The sequence below is a fragment of the Marinobacter salinus genome (assembly GCF_001854125.1).
In the GTDB taxonomy this organism is placed as follows: domain Bacteria; phylum Pseudomonadota; class Gammaproteobacteria; order Pseudomonadales; family Oleiphilaceae; genus Marinobacter; species Marinobacter salinus.
The window spans coordinates 323,455-341,728 of sequence record NZ_CP017715.1 but is presented as its reverse complement, the minus strand read 5'-3'; the positions used below and the strand labels follow the sequence as shown (position 1 = coordinate 341,728).

General features: G+C 56.2%; 16 protein-coding genes. 6 read left to right on the top strand and 10 right to left on the bottom strand.

Features of this window, described 5'->3' with window-relative positions; genetic code table 11:
• Window positions 1-909, bottom strand: coding sequence for a DMT family transporter (locus tag BKP64_RS01660; protein ID WP_070965133.1), 909 nt, complete (start codon window positions 907-909; stop codon window positions 1-3).
• 94 nt (window positions 910-1,003) lie between these two features.
• Here BKP64_RS01660 and BKP64_RS01655 point away from each other — a divergent pair, with 94 nt between their 5' ends.
• Window positions 1,004-2,101 carry a TRAP transporter substrate-binding protein gene (locus BKP64_RS01655; protein WP_070965131.1) on the top strand — a complete coding sequence of 366 codons (1,098 nt, stop codon included), beginning with the start codon at window positions 1,004-1,006 and terminating at the stop codon, window positions 2,099-2,101.
• Here the strand turns inward: BKP64_RS01655 and BKP64_RS01650 are convergent.
• The 3 genes from BKP64_RS01650 to BKP64_RS01640 are packed head-to-tail and all read right to left on the bottom strand — an operon-like array spanning window position 2,078 to window position 5,035.
• Window positions 2,078-2,878, bottom strand: a complete 801-nt coding sequence (locus tag BKP64_RS01650) for a mechanosensitive ion channel family protein (RefSeq protein ID WP_070965129.1) — start codon at window positions 2,876-2,878, stop codon at window positions 2,078-2,080. The two genes, BKP64_RS01655 and BKP64_RS01650, sit on opposite strands and share 24 nt — an antisense overlap.
• An 11-nt stretch (window positions 2,879-2,889) precedes the next feature.
• Window positions 2,890-4,161, bottom strand: a complete 1,272-nt coding sequence (locus BKP64_RS01645) for a MarR family transcriptional regulator (RefSeq protein WP_227515476.1) — start codon at window positions 4,159-4,161, stop codon at window positions 2,890-2,892.
• A gap of 34 nt (window positions 4,162-4,195) precedes the next feature.
• Window positions 4,196-5,035 carry a 23S rRNA (adenine(2030)-N(6))-methyltransferase RlmJ gene (locus tag BKP64_RS01640; RefSeq protein WP_070965125.1) on the bottom strand — a complete coding sequence of 280 codons (840 nt, stop codon included), beginning with the start codon at window positions 5,033-5,035 and terminating at the stop codon, window positions 4,196-4,198.
• Window positions 5,036-5,260: 225 nt separating this feature from the next.
• On the opposite strand from BKP64_RS01640, the gene BKP64_RS01635 reads away from it, so the two are divergent.
• From BKP64_RS01635 to BKP64_RS01615, 5 genes are all read left to right on the top strand, one after another.
• On the top strand, window positions 5,261-6,556 hold the full coding sequence (locus tag BKP64_RS01635; protein WP_070965122.1) for an imelysin family protein: 1,296 nt from the start codon (window positions 5,261-5,263) through the stop codon (window positions 6,554-6,556).
• A 2-nt stretch (window positions 6,557-6,558) separates the two neighbouring features.
• The gene (locus BKP64_RS01630; protein ID WP_070965120.1) at window positions 6,559-7,965 is read left to right on the top strand and encodes a di-heme oxidoreductase family protein; all 1,407 of its coding nucleotides are present in this window, start codon (window positions 6,559-6,561) and stop codon (window positions 7,963-7,965) included.
• Between the two features lie 9 nt (window positions 7,966-7,974).
• Complete coding sequence (locus tag BKP64_RS01625; protein WP_070965118.1) at window positions 7,975-9,009, top strand: imelysin family protein; 1,035 nt, start codon at window positions 7,975-7,977, stop codon at window positions 9,007-9,009.
• A 13-nt stretch (window positions 9,010-9,022) separates the two neighbouring features.
• Complete coding sequence (locus BKP64_RS01620; RefSeq protein ID WP_070973506.1) at window positions 9,023-10,117, top strand: DUF1513 domain-containing protein; 1,095 nt, start codon at window positions 9,023-9,025, stop codon at window positions 10,115-10,117.
• 83 nt (window positions 10,118-10,200) lie between these two features.
• The gene (locus BKP64_RS01615) at window positions 10,201-11,514 is read left to right on the top strand and encodes an MFS transporter (protein WP_070965115.1); all 1,314 of its coding nucleotides are present in this window, start codon (window positions 10,201-10,203) and stop codon (window positions 11,512-11,514) included.
• Between the two features lie 25 nt (window positions 11,515-11,539).
• On the opposite strand, the gene BKP64_RS01610 is transcribed toward BKP64_RS01615, so the two are convergent.
• The 6 genes from BKP64_RS01610 to BKP64_RS01585 form a co-directional block, all read right to left on the bottom strand.
• Window positions 11,540-11,905 carry a DUF4870 family protein gene (locus tag BKP64_RS01610; protein WP_070965112.1) on the bottom strand — a complete coding sequence of 122 codons (366 nt, stop codon included), beginning with the start codon at window positions 11,903-11,905 and terminating at the stop codon, window positions 11,540-11,542.
• A 67-nt stretch (window positions 11,906-11,972) separates the two neighbouring features.
• The gene (locus tag BKP64_RS01605; RefSeq protein ID WP_070965109.1) at window positions 11,973-13,613 is read right to left on the bottom strand and encodes a methyl-accepting chemotaxis protein; all 1,641 of its coding nucleotides are present in this window, start codon (window positions 13,611-13,613) and stop codon (window positions 11,973-11,975) included.
• Between the two features lie 223 nt (window positions 13,614-13,836).
• Window positions 13,837-15,471, bottom strand: a complete 1,635-nt coding sequence (locus BKP64_RS01600; RefSeq protein WP_070965106.1) for a hypothetical protein — start codon at window positions 15,469-15,471, stop codon at window positions 13,837-13,839.
• Window positions 15,472-15,545: 74 nt separating this feature from the next.
• Window positions 15,546-17,285, bottom strand: a complete 1,740-nt coding sequence (locus BKP64_RS01595; protein WP_070965103.1) for an alkaline phosphatase PhoX — start codon at window positions 17,283-17,285, stop codon at window positions 15,546-15,548.
• 306 nt (window positions 17,286-17,591) lie between these two features.
• The gene (locus tag BKP64_RS01590; protein WP_070965100.1) at window positions 17,592-17,885 is read right to left on the bottom strand and encodes a hypothetical protein; all 294 of its coding nucleotides are present in this window, start codon (window positions 17,883-17,885) and stop codon (window positions 17,592-17,594) included.
• Between the two features lie 91 nt (window positions 17,886-17,976).
• Window positions 17,977-18,234, bottom strand: a complete 258-nt coding sequence (locus BKP64_RS01585) for a hypothetical protein (RefSeq protein WP_070965097.1) — start codon at window positions 18,232-18,234, stop codon at window positions 17,977-17,979.
• Window positions 18,235-18,274: the final 40 nt, after the last annotated feature.

Below are 18,274 nucleotides of genomic sequence, written 5' to 3'. Positions count from 1 at the left end.
TCAGACGTCACCGATGAGAGCCTCTTCCCGCTCACGCACTTTCTTCTGTTGCAGCCAGAGGCCAGCCATAATCAGCACCAGCCCGATATAGGTCGACGATAAAATCTGCTCACCCAGAATGAAGTGGATAAAAACCAGGGAGAGGAATGGCGAGATAAAAATCAGATTGCTTACTTTTGAGGTATTCTCCGCTTTTTTCATGGCATATGACCAAAGTACGAAAGCGATCCCCATCTCGAACACACCCACGTAAACCGCAGCGGCCAGCGACGTACCAGAGGCAAAACCAAAGCCCTCTGTCATGCCGCATATCAGAACGATAACCGGCAAGCCAAATAAAAAATTGAGGAACAGCCCCACAACCGGATCTCGTTGATCCCGCGTTGCGATAATCCAGTAAGATGCCCAGATCACCGTGCTGCCAATTGCCAGGAACACGCCAAAAGGATCGGACAGACTCAAGGATGTGACCGCACCGCGGGTAGCAATAACAACCACTCCGGCGTAGCAGACCAGCCCGGCAACGATATCGAGTTTACGGAGACGCTGCCCGAGAAAGGGCACGGATAGGTAGGCCAGGACCAGCGCCCAGGTATAATTCAGGGGCTGGGCCTCCTGGGCTGGCAGGCGATCAAACGCCCCGAACAGCACGAAGTAGTACAGGCAGGGATTTATCAGGCCCATGCCGAAGGACTGGGCATACTGGCGGCCACTGAGCGAAAACACCAGGTGCCATCGGCGCTGGAGTACCAGAATCAGCCCCATCACCAATACCGAGGAAGCGCAGGCAACCACCAGCATCTGAACCGGGGCCAGTTCCTGCAGCGACAGTTTGAATGCAGTCGCCACGGTCGACCAAAGCAGAACGGTCGCAAGCCCGTAAAGCATTGCCTGCTTCTGGTTTGCCATGGTTAAACTCCCTCAACTGAAGACAGGAAGGTTCCTGCCCAAGTGTGTTATTTTACGGCAACTGTCATTCACACCCGGCTCTGGAGAACGGGACATGCGCATCACCAGCCTCTGGCTTCCCTTCCTGGCAACCCTTATGTTTACGCTGGCAGGCTGCTCCGAGAGCGAACCCACACAAGAAAGCAGCGCAACGCCAGAAGTGGCTCCATCAGATTATCCCGTAACCTGGCGTTTTGCCCTGGAAGAAATCGAGGGCAGTGTACAACACGCCTACGCAGAAGCCCTAAAAGAACGCATTGAAGAGCATTCCGACGGCAGAATCGAACTCGACATTTTCCCCTATGGCTCTCTTGGCACCTCGGAACAATTGACGGAGCTGGCCCGGAACGGTTCGGTCAACCTCGCCTTTGCCTCTCCCGGCCACCTGGCTGACGAAATTCCGGAAGCGGGGGTATTCACCCTGCACTATCTACTGTCGGACAGTGAAGAAGTGAACCGGCAGTTGCTCGCCAGCCCAAAGCTCCGGGCTCTGTTTGACGATGCCTACGCAGGCCAGAAACTCAAATTGCTGGCCTTTGTCCCTGAAGGCTGGATGGCCTGGACTGCCAACAAACCTCTTCGAAGCCCTGATGATTTCAACGGTCTTCGTATCCGCACCATGACCTCTGATATGGCGACCGAGTCTTATCGGGCCTATGGCGCAGAACCCAGCCAGACACCCTATTCTCAGGTTTATACCGACCTTCAATTGAATAACATCGATGCTCAGAGCAACCCGATCTTCGCGATTGAGGAAATGGATTTTTACGAAGTCCAGAGTACCTTGACCCTGGCCCGCCCGACTCAGTTCATCTCCTCAGTTGTCTCGAATCAGAGCTGGTACAACGAGTTACCGGACAAACAAAAACAGTGGCTTGCTGATGCCCTTGAAGACGTTGGCCAGGTAGCCTGGGCAACCCAGAAAGAGCTGAACCAGACACGCCTTGATAGCATGCTGGAAGAAGGTGAGCTTCGGGTGGTCAGTCTCAGTGAGGAAGAGCGCGAGACATTCAGGCAAGCCAGCCTGGCCGTCAGGCACAGCTTTATCAAGAACACCGGCCCGAAGGGCAAGGACATTCTGGATCGCCTCCTTTCGATGGTCGACGCACTGGAAGCCCGGCAAGCGGATTCAGCGACCGGTGACGGGAACTGAAACGAAGTTGACACCTTCACGGGCCAAAACTTCCGCGCCCCGGGCCGTCAGGTCGGTCGAAAAGCGAAACTGTTCCCTCGGCTCCAACGGATAAGCTTTCAGGCGATAGTGCAACCCCCACGCCTCGTTGGCCACCACGACTACGATGGGTTGCCAGGTTTTCGTCAATGGGCAGGTAAATGCCACGTCCCGCAACAGATCCAGCATCCGGCGAACGTCATGACCGGGTTCAAGATGAAATTCGGCGACACACATCAGGTTATCCGTACCGTCGTTGCCATTGGAAACGAGTGCGGTCCAGAGCTGACCGTTGGGGATGATGACAACAGAATCGTCGGGCGTGACGATTTCCACTGCGCGGGTTCCGATAGAGCGCACCTCCCCGTAATGCCCCTCAATTTCAATCCAGTCGCCCGGACGGTAGGGCATCTCATACAGCGTAACGATTCCTGCCACCAGGCTACTGGCGTAATCCTTTAACGCAAACCCCAGTGCGAGACCCACCGCACCAAAAATCGCAACCATATTCTCGAACGATGGCTCTATCAGTATCGGCACAACCACAAAAATGGTACCAATAATGATCAGCAACCGAAGCAGGGGTACCATCGCCAGTAGATAGAGCCGCGACTTGCCGCCCAGTTTCGACGCCAACCGCGGTAGCAGCTTCTGGATGAGAAAGATAATGACGGACGCCAGGACGATAACCAGGATCGCATTGAGCAACGCCTGGGACGTTATCGAAGAGAAAGCTTCTTTCAATCCAAAATCACCCATGGTGACGCTCCTCAGAAGTTATCAACCGGAAAGCCCCAGCTTTTCAGGTGTCGCCTGACTGTCGGGTATCCCAGTGCCGTGACATGCCAACGATCGCCTGACTCTCCACGCCTGATGATTTCCGCGCGCTCCAAACGCGACAGCCCATGACTCAATGCATCGGCTGACAGCCCGGTCACCGCAGACAGGGCGGTCTCCCTCAGGCCATCATGGAGCAACAAGGCATGGAGAATAAAACCCAGAACCCGGTTGTCACTGTGGGGCATCGCCGGGAAGCTCAACTGATCCAATGGCACGACCCAACAGTGCGGTGAATAGCCATCCCCTTGCTGGCCGGCCTGGAGTTCCTCAGCTTCCGTTTCATCATCCGGCCGGGCCCTCAGCGCCCGCTGCCAGATCGCGAGCGCAACACCATGAATACCCCGGGAGGCGGCGGCAAGATCCCGCAGGAACACGCTGTGCCTGAGTTTCATGTCGCCGCTCACCTCCTGCAGTGGCAACACATACAAGCCATCATTGGTCATCCTGGCAGTTACAGCAGACTTGCCATTGCGCTGCGACAGGTACTCCAGCCAGGTACCGAGGTAATTGGCATTCAGGGGTGCGGGAATTCTGGGCGACATGTGGGCCTCCGGCAAATAGCTCTCCCAGAACTGCCAACACCAACTGGAACACCCGACTATTCCCGGGCCCGTTTCATGGGCGGAAATCCGCCGAAACAACTCCCGTACTAATGACAAACCGGATACATGACGCAGCCAGAAATCAGCGAGTTCAGGGATCACCCAGGGTTCTGACAGATCCTGCTTATCCCACCAACTCCGGGCTTGGCCCTCATCCAGAACAAGGTCTTCCGGCGGCGCTATGATCGACCAGTCGGCAGTCGCCGTGGAGTCTATACCAGAGTGCAGCCATGGGAAGCGAACAAGCGCCTCCCGGATGCCGGAAAAAGGCGGAGCGACCAGAAACGACACGTCGCGGACGGTTGCCCGCTCAGTATTCATCTGCTCCAGATAATGAGCCAAGGCAGCGGCCTGGACCGAAAAATCGGGATCAGGAGCGAATCGCCGGCGCTGGGATTCCGAAAGCGCCGGCAAGTCATCCAGACTCTGAAAGGGCTCCTCATCCGGGGACATACCCGCCCGAAGCTGCGCCAGGATATGACGAAGCGCACCTTTGACCGAGCGTCGCACCGAGGTTTCAGGCAGCTTCCACTGGTCCATCTGGATCAGGCCACCGGGAAGGCAAGGAATTTCTGATGGTGAACTCTGTTTTTCCGTCAAGCAATTTGCTCCTGCAAAGTCCAGCGAGACAAGACTATTCCGGCACCAGCCAGTCAAGGCGATGCAATACATCCAGACCATCACTACCGGCAATGTCTTCCATCATGGCGGATAGCCGCTCATCAAGCCCCCAGGGAGGATTAACCACCAGCATTCCAGAGCCGGTCATCCCACGTTCAGGCAGATTATTCAGGTGCACTTCACTGCACAGCACCTTGCGCACAGGACTGCTACGGACAGCCTCTTTCAAACCTTGATGCAGGCCACTGGTTAGTATCGGGTACCAGATAAGATAGACGCCATGGCGGCACTTTTGCCATGCTTTTTGAAGAGTTGAGGCAACATCGGCGTACTCGGTTTTGACCTCGTAAGAGGGATCAATCAGCACCAGCAACCGTGGCTGCCTCGGCGGCAGCTGTTTCAGCAACCCGTTGAGGCCGTCCTCCCTGATAACCCTTATCTTCTGTCCTGCAGCCCATCCTGCAAGTTGGTCGCTTTCGGCGGGGTGCAACTCGAAGGTTGTCAGTGAATCATCGGCTCTTAGGAAATTGCGAAACCATACCGGCGACCCCGGATAGACCGTCAGATCGCCTTTTCCAGCATTAAGCCCCTCCAACACCCGCAGCAACGGTTGCCAGTCACCAGAGCGAAGCCTGTCGCGAGTGCGCCAGAGCTTCTGGATACCGGTATCCGCCTCACCTGTTTTCCTTGCCCGCTCGCTGTTCAGGTCATAGATTGCGCTACCCGCATGAGTATCAATGCAGGCGATGCCGGAAGACTTGGCCTGCATCATGGAAAGCGCAAGGGTGAGAGCCGCGTGTTTCTGGACATCGGCAAAATTGCCGGCATGGAAGGCGTGTAAATAGCTAAGCATATAATAGGGCTCCGTGGTTACGGAGCCATTAAGCCCGAGTGTTACCGGTCAGCGCAAGGTCTCCAAACCGAGTGATCGACGTCATTAGAACTGCACTCCCGCCCTGCAAGTGATGTTGATGATCAATATTACCATTGTTGCAAATCATTCTCATTGTGATTTAATATTCGACGGCCTTGGCAATTCTCACAAGCATAAAGCGTTTTACAAACCATGGAGATCACAATGAAAAACACGTTTCGCCCGGCCCCGCTGGCGTTGACTCTCGCGGCAACGCTGACCGCAGGCTGTGCCAATACGTCCTGGACGGCTGATAAGGCAGGACCGGCCACAAAGGCATCCGTTGTGGCGCACTATGCCGACCTGGCGCTCGCCAACTACAGTGATGCTCTGGCCACCGCGCGGGCACTGGACTCAGCCGCTGATCGCCTGGTCACAAACCCGACCGAAGCTAATCTCAAAACCGCCAGAGAGGCATGGCTCGCTGCACGCGTGCCGTATCAGCAAACCGAGGTGTTTCGCTTTGGCAACGCCGTTGTGGATGACTGGGAAGGCCAGCTGAACGCCTGGCCCCTGGACGAAGGTCTGATCGATTACGTTAAAGCCGATGATTACCAGCACGAGCTGGGTAACGCGGGCGCCACTGCCAACATTATCGCCAGCAACAGCGTCAACGTAGGTGGTGAAACACTCAATGTATCGACCCTGACACCGGAACTGCTGGCCAACCTCAACGAAGTAGGCGGATCAGAAGCTAACGTTGCAACCGGCTATCACGCCGTTGAATTCCTGCTCTGGGGCCAGGACCTGCACGGTTTTGAAAGCGGCGCTGGCGAGCGCCCTGCCACCGATTACGCCGAAGGCGCCAATTGCACTAATGGCAACTGCGAGCGTCGTGGGGAATACCTGGACGCGGTAACCGACCTGCTGATATCCGATCTGGAGTGGATGGTGGCCCAGTGGGCCCCAGGCAACAGCGACAACTATCGCGCCCGACTGACAGCCGCCGACGCCAACGAAGGCGTTCAGAAGATGCTGTTTGGCATGGGCTCCCTGTCGCTGGGTGAACTGGCCGGTGAGCGAATGAAAGTTGCTCTGGAGGCAAATTCCTATGAGGACGAGCATGATTGTTTCAGCGACAACACCCACAACTCCCACTACTACAATGGCCAGGGCATTCAGAATGTCTACACCGGCACTTATCGTCGTGTAGACGGCAGCCTGGTGACTGGTCCTTCTCTCTCCGACCTGGTCGAGCAGACAAACCCTGACCTGGACGCCCGCCTGACCGCGCAACTGGATACCTCAATGAAAGCCTTGGGCGTGCTAAAGAGCAAAGCCGAGAGTAGCCAGAGCCCTATGCGCTTCGACATGATGATCGCACCGGGTAACACGGCAGGTGCCAGCGTCATCAATGACGCTATCATGGCGCTGGTTGCTCAAACCGGATCTATCGAGCAGGGGGCTCGTGAACTGGGCATAGAAGCGCTCTCCCCGGATGACGCCGGCCACGCGTTCTGAGCATGAGGAATCAACTTATTATTCTGGGGGCGCTGGCGATAGCCAGCACCTCTGTCTCCGCTCAGACTCACGCGGGCTACCCCGTTCAGACAACCCCGGCTACCGGTGGTGATGGTACGGTGCAACAGTCAGACACCAACGCGTACTCCCTGCCCCAGGGCAATTTGTCCATGACCAAGCGCCTGGATTTCAGTGTCGGCAACAGTTTCTTCCGGAACCCCTGGGTGGAGGCCCCCGCAAGCACAGCCGCCCGGGACGGACTCGGCCCCCTGTTCAACACCAACTCCTGCCAGGGGTGCCATATCAAGGATGGTCGCGGACACCCCCCCGGCGTGAATGAGCCACCCGTGTCGCTGTTCCTGCGGCTGGCGGTGCCGGCGGACCCGAAACGCGACGCAGAGATTTTGCGCAAGCATGGCTTCAAACCGGCACCGGTCTATGGAAGCCAGTTGCAGACCGCTGCACTGCCCGCCGCCAAACCGGAGGCAGACCTGATCACCGAATGGCGGCCATTAGAAAAAGCCTTCCCCGACGGTACGGTGGTGGAGCTGCGCATGCCGGTCTACCGCATAGAGAACCCGAACTATGGCCCACTTCCGGACAATCTCTTGGTGTCTCCCCGCGTGGCGCCCCAGATGATTGGCATGGGGCTGCTCGAAGCAATTCCCATTGAAGACCTCAAGGCCCTCGATGATCCTGATGATAATGACAACAACGGCATTTCCGGAAAACTTAACCAGGTATGGGATCTGGCAACAGAGCAGACGCTGCCCGGCCGGTTCGGCTGGAAAGCCGCGGAACCGGATGTACACCAGCAAAGCATGGGCGCCTTCGCGGGAGACATGGGGCTGACCTCCTCCCTTAAACCCGCCACCGACTGCATGCCCGAACAGCAGTGCGAGCGCTTTGCCAATGGTGGCGAGCCGGAAGTCAGTGACAAGGTCGCCAATTTCGTGACCTTCTACGCCAGGAGTCTGGCCGTACCCGCTCGTCGCAACCTTCAGTCGGAATCGGTGCAACAGGGCGCGAAGCTGTTCAACGAAAGCGGCTGCGCCGGCTGCCACACCCCGAGGCATCAGACCGGGAAGGTTGCCGGCCGCCCGGACCTCAGCAACCAGACAATCTGGCCGTACACCGACCTGTTGTTACACGATATGGGACCCGCCCTCGCCGACGGCCGCCACGAGTTCCTGGCCAACGGCAGTGAATGGCGGACACCACCGCTGTGGGGTATTGGTCTCGCCCAGGTGGTTAACCCTCAAGCCGGGTTTCTCCACGATGGCCGGGCCCGAACTCTGGAAGAGGCCATTCTCTGGCACGATGGCGAAGCCCGGCCAGCCGCAAGCCGGTACCGCCAGATGACGCCGGCAGACCGCAATGCATTGATTGATTTCCTGAATTCACTCTGAGGGTCCGCCATGCAATCCATTACCAGGCTTTTCTTCGCCTCCGCGCTTGCCGTTACCTCATCCCTGGCCCTCGCCGATGACATGGACCAGCAGGTTCGCCAACAGTGGCACCAGGCGATTCAGGCCGGATACCAGTCGTTATCGGATGAAACCAGGGAATTGTCAGAGGCCGCCCGGCAATTTTGCATCTCTCCGGCCGATGAGAGCCGGGAACGCTTGGAGGGAAAATGGTTGGACTCGTTTCTGACGTGGCAACAGATTCGTTTCGTTGATTTCGGCCCGGTAGAGAACAACAACCTGTCCTGGCAGTTCCAGTTCTGGCCGGACCCGAAAAACCTGATCGCCCGAAAAGCGAAATACCTCCTCAGCGCTGATGGCACCATTTCCCCGGAAACTGTCAGGCAGTCTGGAGTCGCCGTGCAGGGCTTTCCGATGATGGAATACCTGTTGTTCGACCAGCAACTGAACACGGGGGAGCAGGCCCTGCCCTCGCCTCGAACCTGTGAGTTGCTGACGAGCGTAGCCAGGCACATCGCAACCAACAGCCAGAAATTGGCGGGCAATTGGCAGGCATTCTGGCCTCATTATCTCGAAACCGAACCATACCGTGATGCCACCATTCGTGCCGGTATGACAGCACTGGAGATCCTGGAGGAACGTCGCCTGGCGCAACCGATGGGCCTGCGAGGTAATGGCAACAGAAACCCCTACCAGGCCGACGCCTGGCGCAGTGGTAAAAGCCTCATGACGATTGAAGCGACAGCGGCAGGGCTGGAGCAATATTTTCTCCCGGGGCTTGTCAGCCTGCTGGAAGCCAATGGCCAAACAAGGCTGGCTGACCGAATCCGAAACCAGTTTGCCGAAGTTCTCGCGAACTTTCCCGGAGCCCACCTGCCCATGGTGGCCGCATTGGGTAACGACGACTCCTATCGGGTTCTCCAAAGCCTGTATGTAGATGTTTCCCAACTGGCCACTTTGGTAAATAACGAGGCTGCAGTCGCCATCGGCGTGGTTCGCGGTTTCAACTCAAGCGATGGCGATTGAGGAAAACACCATTATGCACCTGAACCGCAGAAACCTTCTGAAAGCCTCCATTGCCGGAAGCATGACGGCAAGCCTCGCCGGCTGCTCAATTCTTCCACGCAAGACCGGCCATCAGCCGGAGCGTTATTCCGGGGCCATCGGTTTGCCTGATGGCGACTTTGGTATCAGCGCTTTCAATCGCAAAGGTGAAACATTGTGGCAGGCACCGGCAGAGGCCCGATGCCACAGTGGCTGTAACCGGCCAGGACAGAAGGAAATACTGTTCTTCGAACGTCGTCCTGGCTGGTCGTTCTACGTGCTGGATGCCAGCACGGGCCATCGCCTGCGCCAGGTGCCAGCCGAATCCGGCGAACATTTTGTTGGCCACGGCGTGTTCTCACCCGATGGCCTTTGGCTGTACGCCACCGCAAACCGTTATGAAGAGGGGGAAGGCATCGTCGCGGTCTACGACGCCGGGCAAGGCTACCGGCGGGTCAATACCTTCGAGCTGGCAGGTATCGGGCCGCACCAGATCACCCTGCATCCGGACGGAAAGACCCTGGTGATCGGTCTCGGTGGGATCCTCACTCATCCGGACTACGACCGAATCAAGCTCAACCTCAATACCATGAAGCCGGCATTGATCCTGATGGACCGGTATTCCGGGCAGATTGTCGGTCGTTTTGCCCCCGCTCACCATCAACAGAGCAGCCGCCACGTTGATGTCAGCTCCTCTGGCCGGATATATCTCGCCTACCAGTATCAGGGACCCATGTATGAAACTCCTGCACTATTGGCACGTCTGGAAAATGGCTCCCTGAGGGAATACCGGTTCGATGAGGAAACCCAGTCTTCCCTAGCCAATTACATTGCAAGCGTGATTGCCCACCCGGAAAATGACCTTGTGGCTGCTGCCTCGCCGGTAGGTGGAACCGCCATTATATTCAACGGAGCCACCGGCCATCTCGTAGCCAGGGCATCCATTGCCGATTGTGCCGGTGTACAGGCACTGGCTGACGGGGATTTCCTGATCTCATCCGGCCGCGGCAAACTGGTGCGCCTCGGCCGGGATAACAAACCCCGAGAAATCGCCAGCCTGCCACTTTACTGGGACCATCATCTGGTCTGATCTGCGAGAACGGCCATACTCCGGCCTTAAGGATAGCCAGGGTAACTGCTATCCTTTTGGCACATTTTCCGGAGGACGGTACCTTGCCTGCAAGAAATCAGGACACCATAGACCAGCTTTACAGCCTGATAGCCAATGAGGAAGATGCCCGGGTCTGCAAGGACATTCCTGCTGAGGCCTGTCGTGAGGTGCCCAGGAATTTCTTTCTGATCCTCGCCAGCAACGTGTTAACGAAGCTGGGCGATTTACTGATCAGCCCGAAAACCGTACTCGCCTGGTTGATGAGTGCCGTTGGGGCACCGGCTCTGGTGGCCTGGCTCGTTCCCATTCGCGAGTCCGGATCCATGGTGCCACAAATGGTTATTGCGGCCTGGGTCAGGCGCAAGGCCGTTCGAAAATGGTTCTGGACACTTGGCAGTTTTGGTCAGGCCGTCAGCGTGGTCGCCATGGCCGCCGGCGTCTGGTTCCTTGAGGGTTACGCCGCCGGTGGCGGCATTGTCGCGGCACTGGTTGTGTTTTCACTGGCAAGAGGCTTTTGCTCGGTCTCCATGAAGGATGTCCAGGGCAAATGCATTCCCAAGACCCGCCGGGGGCGACTGTCCGGCCTTGCCACCACCCTCGGCGGCACCGCCACTGTGATCATGACAGCCCTCCTGTTCTGGGACAGAGGTGATCCCACCCTGGGCTTCTATACTGCGCTGCTCCTGCTGGCAGGGGGCCTTTGGGTCATTGCAGGTCTTTTGTTCGCCGCTGTGCAAGAGTATGAAGGGGAGACCGGTGGTGGCAGCAACGCCCTGACCGAGGCTCTGACCAGCCTTTCCCTGCTAAGAGATGATGCGCCCTTCCGGCATTTTGTCATTACCCGGGCGTTACTGCTTTGCTCTGCGCTGGCATCCCCTTACTTTGTGGTGCTCGCCCAACAGGCGTCGGATGTTGGCTGGATGTTGGGCGTTTTCCTGTTAGCCAGCAGCCTGGCAAGCTCCGTCAGCGCCAGTTTCTGGGGCTGGATGGCGGACACTTCCAGCCGACGGGTGATGATTCGCGGCGCCGCCATGGCAAGTGGCATATGCATCGCCGTCGGGGTCACCGCGTTTTTTGCAGGCACAGATATCGGTAGTGTCTGGTTCTACCCCGTCGCCTTCTTCGCACTAAGCATCGCCCATGCCGGCGTCCGGCTCGGACGCAAAACCTACCTGGTGGATATGGCCGGAGGCAACAAACGGACAGACTACACGGCGGTCAGCAATACTGTGATCGGCATTTTGCTGCTGATCACCGGCGCACTGACAGCCGTAATATCCACTTTTTCGAACGTGGCCGTGATACTGACTCTGGGCGTGATGGGATTGGCGGGGATGATCAGTGCCATGCGCCTCGAGGAGGTTACGGAAGACTGATGCCCCGGTTTCTCAGGCCGGCTTCTCAGGAAGGAGCCTTGCCTTCGTTCAAGGCCAGCGCCCCTTTGACAATCCGGTAAATAATCCAGATCGATATCCCCAGAAGGATAAACCAGCCAATGATCAGAGGCGCGGTTACGATGCCGATCACCGTCCAGAGAAGACCGATCCAGAAGGTACGGATCTGCCACTGGAAATGCCGCTCTATCCAGGTATTCCGAACATCGTCCAGTTTGACGTAGTTAATGATCACACCGACGAGACCAGTAATGCCACCGACAAAAAACGAGAGTGCCTGGAGGATATAGACAACCACTGCAAGATTGCGAGCAGGATCCGAACGACGGGCCATTGGATCGGAATCTGCGGGGATGTATTCGGGATCGGCCAAGAGACTACCTCCTTTTGACTGTAACCCCGATTCTAGCACAGCCCCACTTTCCCGAACGCCGTAAATGTCAGTGACTATCCGGACGATAACCGAGGCGGAAACCACCCCAGTGCTTGCCATTCACATAGATTGGCACCGAGAGATCGTGCATGATTTCACCGGTATCCCGGCGATAGGTTTGCAAAAGCATATCCTGGGTGTGGCTACCACAGCGGATGCCCGTACGATCGTTAAACAGACGCTTGCTCCGGCTCTTTACCAGATCCACCTTCGGATCGCCGGTCGGAGCATGGGCAAAGTCCCGGTTGTGTGTGGGTATATAGCCGTCCGGAGCACAGGCGGCAGCGAAAACCATCGCTTCGTGGGCATTTTTGACCTGTTCCTGAACAGCCGGGAGATGCTGGTCGGTGAACCTGTCAAAGGCGCTGGAATATTTAGGCGGGTGGGTGTTCGGGATCGGTTCACGCTTCTTGTCAAATAATGCCGACTCGGAAAGTTTACCATCCTGAATCGCCTGCTCGAACAACGCACCGATTTGCTCTGCCCCTGACTTGGCCTGATCGAAGAAGGCGCGGTGGTAGCTGGCTTCGCTGTTCAGCGCAAAAGAGGCGTTGGCTTTTTCTGCCAGCTCCATAAGTGTCGCGGCCTGCTCAGCCAGGGAAGCGACACTGGAATCGCTCTCGGAAATCTGGTCCCGCACCGTTTCGATTGCTGAAAATACCTGTTCCAGGCTCTGCTCATTGTTCTGGTCAATCTCTGCGATCCTTGCCACCTGCTGCTGAACGCGGTCGGACTGGTCCCGGATCTGATCCAGGCGCTCACCCACACTTTCCACGGAGGTCAGTCCTTCCTCCACACTCCGGGCCAGGTCTTCAATCCGGGAGACAATCAGCGTAGTATCGGAACGGATTTCCTGAAGGGTTTCAGCGACTTCGCCAGTGGCATGGGCGGTCCTGCCCGCGAGCTGACGCACTTCGTCAGCGACTACGGCAAACCCACGGCCCTGATCACCGGCTCGTGCTGCCTCAATCGCAGCATTAAGGGCCAGCAGGTTGGTCTGTTCCGCTATGCTCTGAATGGTCGTGGTTACGCCCTGGATCTTGTTGGATTTCTCGCTCAACTCCTGAATCAGTCTCAGGTTTTCCCCGGATTGCTGGTGCACCTGACGTACGCTTTCGATCGCCTCGATAAGAGCCTGGCGGCCTTCGCCACTGGTCTCGCTGGCCTGATGCGCCATGGCTGAAGCTTCCTTAGCCTGCTCGGAAGACTCCCGAACCGTCTCGGTAATCTGGCCGGCATAGTCCGCCATCTGGGCCGTTTCTTCCACCTGACGATCAAGGCGCAACTTCAGCTGATCTGCTGCGAAGGATACCTGAGCTGCGGAAATTGCATTCTGGTCAGCACTGCCGGCCAGCGTCTGAACCAGCGCACGGCCAGCACGGGCATCCGAGAGCAGACCCGCACACTGTTTCTGCAACGGATGATCATCCGGCAGTGAACCGTCGTTCAGGCCCTTGATGCCCCGTTCGACAGGCTCCAACACCCGGACTATCAGGTAGCCCCCGGCCAGCGCGAGCCCCACTATCAGACCGATGAGTAATGACGCTGGCTCAAGCCCTAGCAATGGCGCCACCAAAAAGCCGGCAACAGCAACAATGACCGCAATTGCCACCCCCAAAAGAATCGCTGCCCGATCGAGTAACGCCATAGCAACCTCATCGTTTTTGTTTTCTCAATACTCATTTTGTTATTAAAGGCCAGTATGGAGCGTAAAGAATTGACGTAATTAATTAACTCATACTTTAGTTCATTCTATGTACATAACGGCGGGATTCGGAGTTCCTGAAATAAAAAACCGCAAAACAGGTTCATTCTGTAACAGAATCAACCCGGTTTGCGGCAGACATTTGCCGATAATCAGTGCCTGGTGGTTACCAGTCCAGCCGGAGGTCCCAATGACTTATCCGACTGTCAGCCTCAAGTGGCGCAGCCTCTTCCGGATCAACTTCGCGGTATACATTCCTGGCTGGCACAATCGTCGCGTCGCGCCCGTACACGTAGCTCTGCTCACCAACAATCACCTTGTAGGCCTTATTCAGTGCAACCGCTCTCTCCCGACTCGGAGTAATAAGGGTGTAAACGTCGGCAGCGATTACCTCGGCCACCCTCACAGAGTCATCATCATTAAACCACCGTTCCCTCATTTCAGGGTTATCTCTGAACTCATTACCGCCGCCTGCGCGCTCAAGGTACTGCAGAATCTCGCCCTTTTGCTCACCCAGGTTCGGCACATCGGGCATGCCTTTCAGGTCGATGTAACCCCAGCCTCTTGCGCCAGTGACCTTTCTCGGAAACGCAAAGGTCTGATCAATCGTTGTTCCAATGGTGCCGTGGCATCCCATACAAAACATCTGTTCCTGATACGTCTGCTTACGCAGCTCCCCGTCAGCATCTTCAATAAAACCAAGAACTTCCCAACCCATACCATTATTCAGCCCTTTGTCACCATGGTCTGAATAAACGGGCAGGTTGCCATCAATTTTTTCCTGTCGCTCATTGCCGTACAGGGAGGCCAGCTCTGCCACTGAGTAGTTTTTCACCTTTTTCATGTACCGCACTTCCTTCATTCGTTTTGACGGAACAATGTCACCACCGTCAAATCCCAGGTACCGCACGGTATGGATGAACTGGGTACCCTCCGGATAAGCCATCCTCTCCAGTTCCTGGCCAGCAGCACCGCCAACGTAGGAAGCCCTTGCCTGAATACCAACTACTTCGCCGAGCATCCCGTCATTATTCAGATCTGCACAGACGCTGTTTTCATCAATAGGCGGCGTGGTTATCTCCCGCAAGTCCTTCATCGCCATTTCAAGCAATGCCAGATTGGTGAAATAGACGTCCCGCGAGAACCGGTTCGCGTTATCTCCACAGGAAGCGGTCCGAAATTTCTCGGGGAGACGGATGATCACGTCATCTGTGGACCCATTGGTCGGCCAGAACGTGCTTGGTAGCGGCTTATAGTTGAACGCGACCCAACCGCTCCCATCCCTGGCAAGTCCATATTCATCAAAAGCATCCGCACCGTGTTCCAGGTCTTCAATTGCCGGAACCGGACCCGTCCAGTTTTCATCCCCTTCCAGCCGCTCCACAAAGTCACTGTAGTTGTCTGTGTCCACGTAATCCTCGATATCGCTGTCACTGATATCGGAAATGGCATCACGCCGGTCCACGAACAGGTTGGCCCAGTGGTTGTGAACACCAAGCTCCGAGAAGTTGTAGTCCCCCTGCAGAAAGCCATCGGCCATGCTGTTGGGGCGATCAGAATCTGAATAGGTCTGGTGGCAGGTGTAGCAGGGATTATTCACAGCCTCGGTTTTGGTATAGCACTGTGGCGGGATAACGGCCTCGCGGTTGTAGAGGGTGTCAGCCGAGATAGCCGGACGGACGGGATCATCCGACACCAATTCAAAATCTTCCGGAACGACAACCGAAGGCAGTTCATCGTCGCCGCAACCGGATAAAGATACCGTCACTCCAAGAACTGTAAACAGAAATAGACGCTTCATGGATTGCACCACTTTTCAACGAAAACGGGGAGGCCTGACGGCCTCCCCAATGCTTGTCAACAACAATGAATCGATCAGGCTTCCGGATCGAACAGCCAGAGCATATTGTTCTCGTGCTCGCCGGTATCCTCGCCAATCAATACCCGCCCGTCCCGGAGAACCAGAACGTTATCGGGCTCAGAGATGTTGTCGGCACTGCAATTATTCACAGTTGCGTTTTCGTCATAGGGCCCGCCCACGATAGCCGGCACCATTCGCGTGATGTCAAAGGTTGGGGAAAGCGGCATCTGATAAACCACGCCGCAGTCTCCATTGGTAGCATCCAGCAGGATGTCGCCCTGATCATCGCCCATGGTGGCGTTGAAGTTGGCCATCGCCATGTAGGCGAAGGGAACAGAGCCGTCAGCGGCGCCTTCCAGGTTAATGTTCACACCTTCCATTTTACGGAACTCGGCAGTCGCACCGAGAGCCGCAGCTGCTTTCCGGGACTCGAGGAATGCAACCCTGTCATCACCGAAGGTGTCATCCTCAACGGTGCCGTCTCCGTCCAGGTCCTGATTCAACTTACCCTCAGCCCAGTTATTAATCTCGGCGTCAGAGATGTAGCTGGTGCTGCCATCGACAAAGTCAGTCTGATCAATGCCGTCGTACTCGGCTACCCAGCTTTCAATTGTGGCGTTGTCGCCCGACGCCAGTTCAACCCACTCAAGGTCGAACCCGGCGACAGCTGGATCGTTCGAACCGTCCTGGGTCGCTTTCGCCGCATAAAGGGTACCGCTGGTAAGATCACCTGCGGTATCAGCAATAAACTTGAAGAAAACCGTACCAGTCCCGTCATCACTCAGGTAGACGGTTTTCTCATCCGGCATAACGACGGCGTTTTCATGGGAAAAACGGCCCAGTGCACGCATTTTCACCGGAACGGGAGTGGCTGCCGTAGGTTCTGTGATTTCAACGATATAGCCATAGTTGTACGGGTTAGGGTACTCGCCCAGATAGGTTTCCAGAGCTTCAACGTCAGAGATATAGTTGTAGTTTGAGTTATTCCAGTCTGCCGTAGCATCAAAATAAAGTTCTTCGGAAGTCAGGGGGTTACCCCAGGGAGAGAGGGTGCCAAAACAGTTCACCCAAGTACCTGCTACCGTGCCGAAATCGATCATCATGACGTCGTTATCAACGACGTTCCAATTGCCATTGTCATCCTTGCGGATCTTCATCCGGCTCATACCACCCGGGCGGTCTTCCCAGTTGGTAAACAGATAACCCTCGCCGGCACCGGTACTGATGAAGGCATTGAAATCCGGGTCATTAGAGACTTTGATGGTCGCTGTACCATCCAGGGTGTTAATCGCACCCATACCGCCAGTCGGAGCACCAGCCCAAGCATCACCGTTCTGTGCAAGCACATCGTAGGAACCAATAGCCGTGCGGACCAGTTCCTTTTCCTCGGCAGTTGCCGGCATGGAAAGCTCGTTGAAACCAAGGTCAGATGCTGCGAAGTCTGCGCTCCGAATCACGCCAACCGCAGCCGCGGAGAAAACGTTGCCATCTGCATCTTCAGTCATATTGCTATCCGACGGATGCTGTACGTTGAAGAACAGATCCCCTTCCTCGGACAGGAACAGACCGGTGACTTCCGAGCCAAGCGGAACGGTCGCCAATCGAGTCAGCTTTTGATTGTCGGAATCGAAAGCACTTGCCTGGGTGGATGAGTCGTTATCGTCGTCCGAGCAGCCGGCAACAAACGCCGTACCTGCGATAGCAAGCGCCAGCGCAGAAAGCTTGAACAGGGACTTTCCGTTCTTTTGATACATAATCGTTACCCTATTTGGTCTCTATCAGGTGTTATTGCTGTGAGACTTAAAGGGTGAACGGGCAATGTTTCACCTACATTTACGTGCCATTACCGAAACATGACGATTTTGAGACAGCCCCGCACCCCGATAGCGACCAACCCTATGGTCACGAACGGTTTGAGACACTGGGAACAGTATTGATGGGATACCTGCTGGTGACTGTGGCAAAGGAAACCGGAACAGAGGTACAGGAGGCTTTCCCCGAAATCCGGGACATCGTTTAAGGGTAGAGGCCTCTACCTCTACCCAATAAACCTGTGGAAATTACTGGGTCATTTCCTCATAGCCCTCTTTCATGGAGTCGCCGGCTTCTTCGGCTGCGTCACCCATTTCATCGGCAGCGTTTTCCGCGCCCTCCTGAAGCTCACCCAAAGCGCCTTCATCCTGCCCGGTTGCTTCCTCAAGGGTTTCTTCGGTGGCGTCACCGGCGTCTTCCATCATGTCTCCGGCGTTATCCGCAGCCTGCTCGACATCCATGCCGCCTTCGTCTTCCGAGCTGCACGCAGCAAGGCCAAGACTCATAACCACCGCGAATGTGCCTACTGTAAACCTGTTCATAACCATATCCCTCTGTTGGTCGGTCTTTACAACGCAGGACAGGGTAAGGCCATGACCCGAGACATACAATTACGGCCCTATTACCCTTTGGTTAATACTGACTTACCGGGAGGCGCTCGCCATCTATGGTGACTACATGATCAATGCCGATCATATTTCCCCTGCCGAGCAGTACAAATTCCTGGCCAGCCCGGCTGAACTGGTCCCGGATAACATCGTGAACCGTGCAAATCTGGCCGGCGCTATCCCGGTAAACAATCTCGAGCAGCCTGCCCGAGCTGAGGAACTGGCGAAGCCTGTCGTGAACCGAGACGTTTGCGATTACGAATGGAGAACTGGACGCTGTCATGGCCGATCTTTCCTTGTGGTCGAGTTTTTTTATTGTTTAT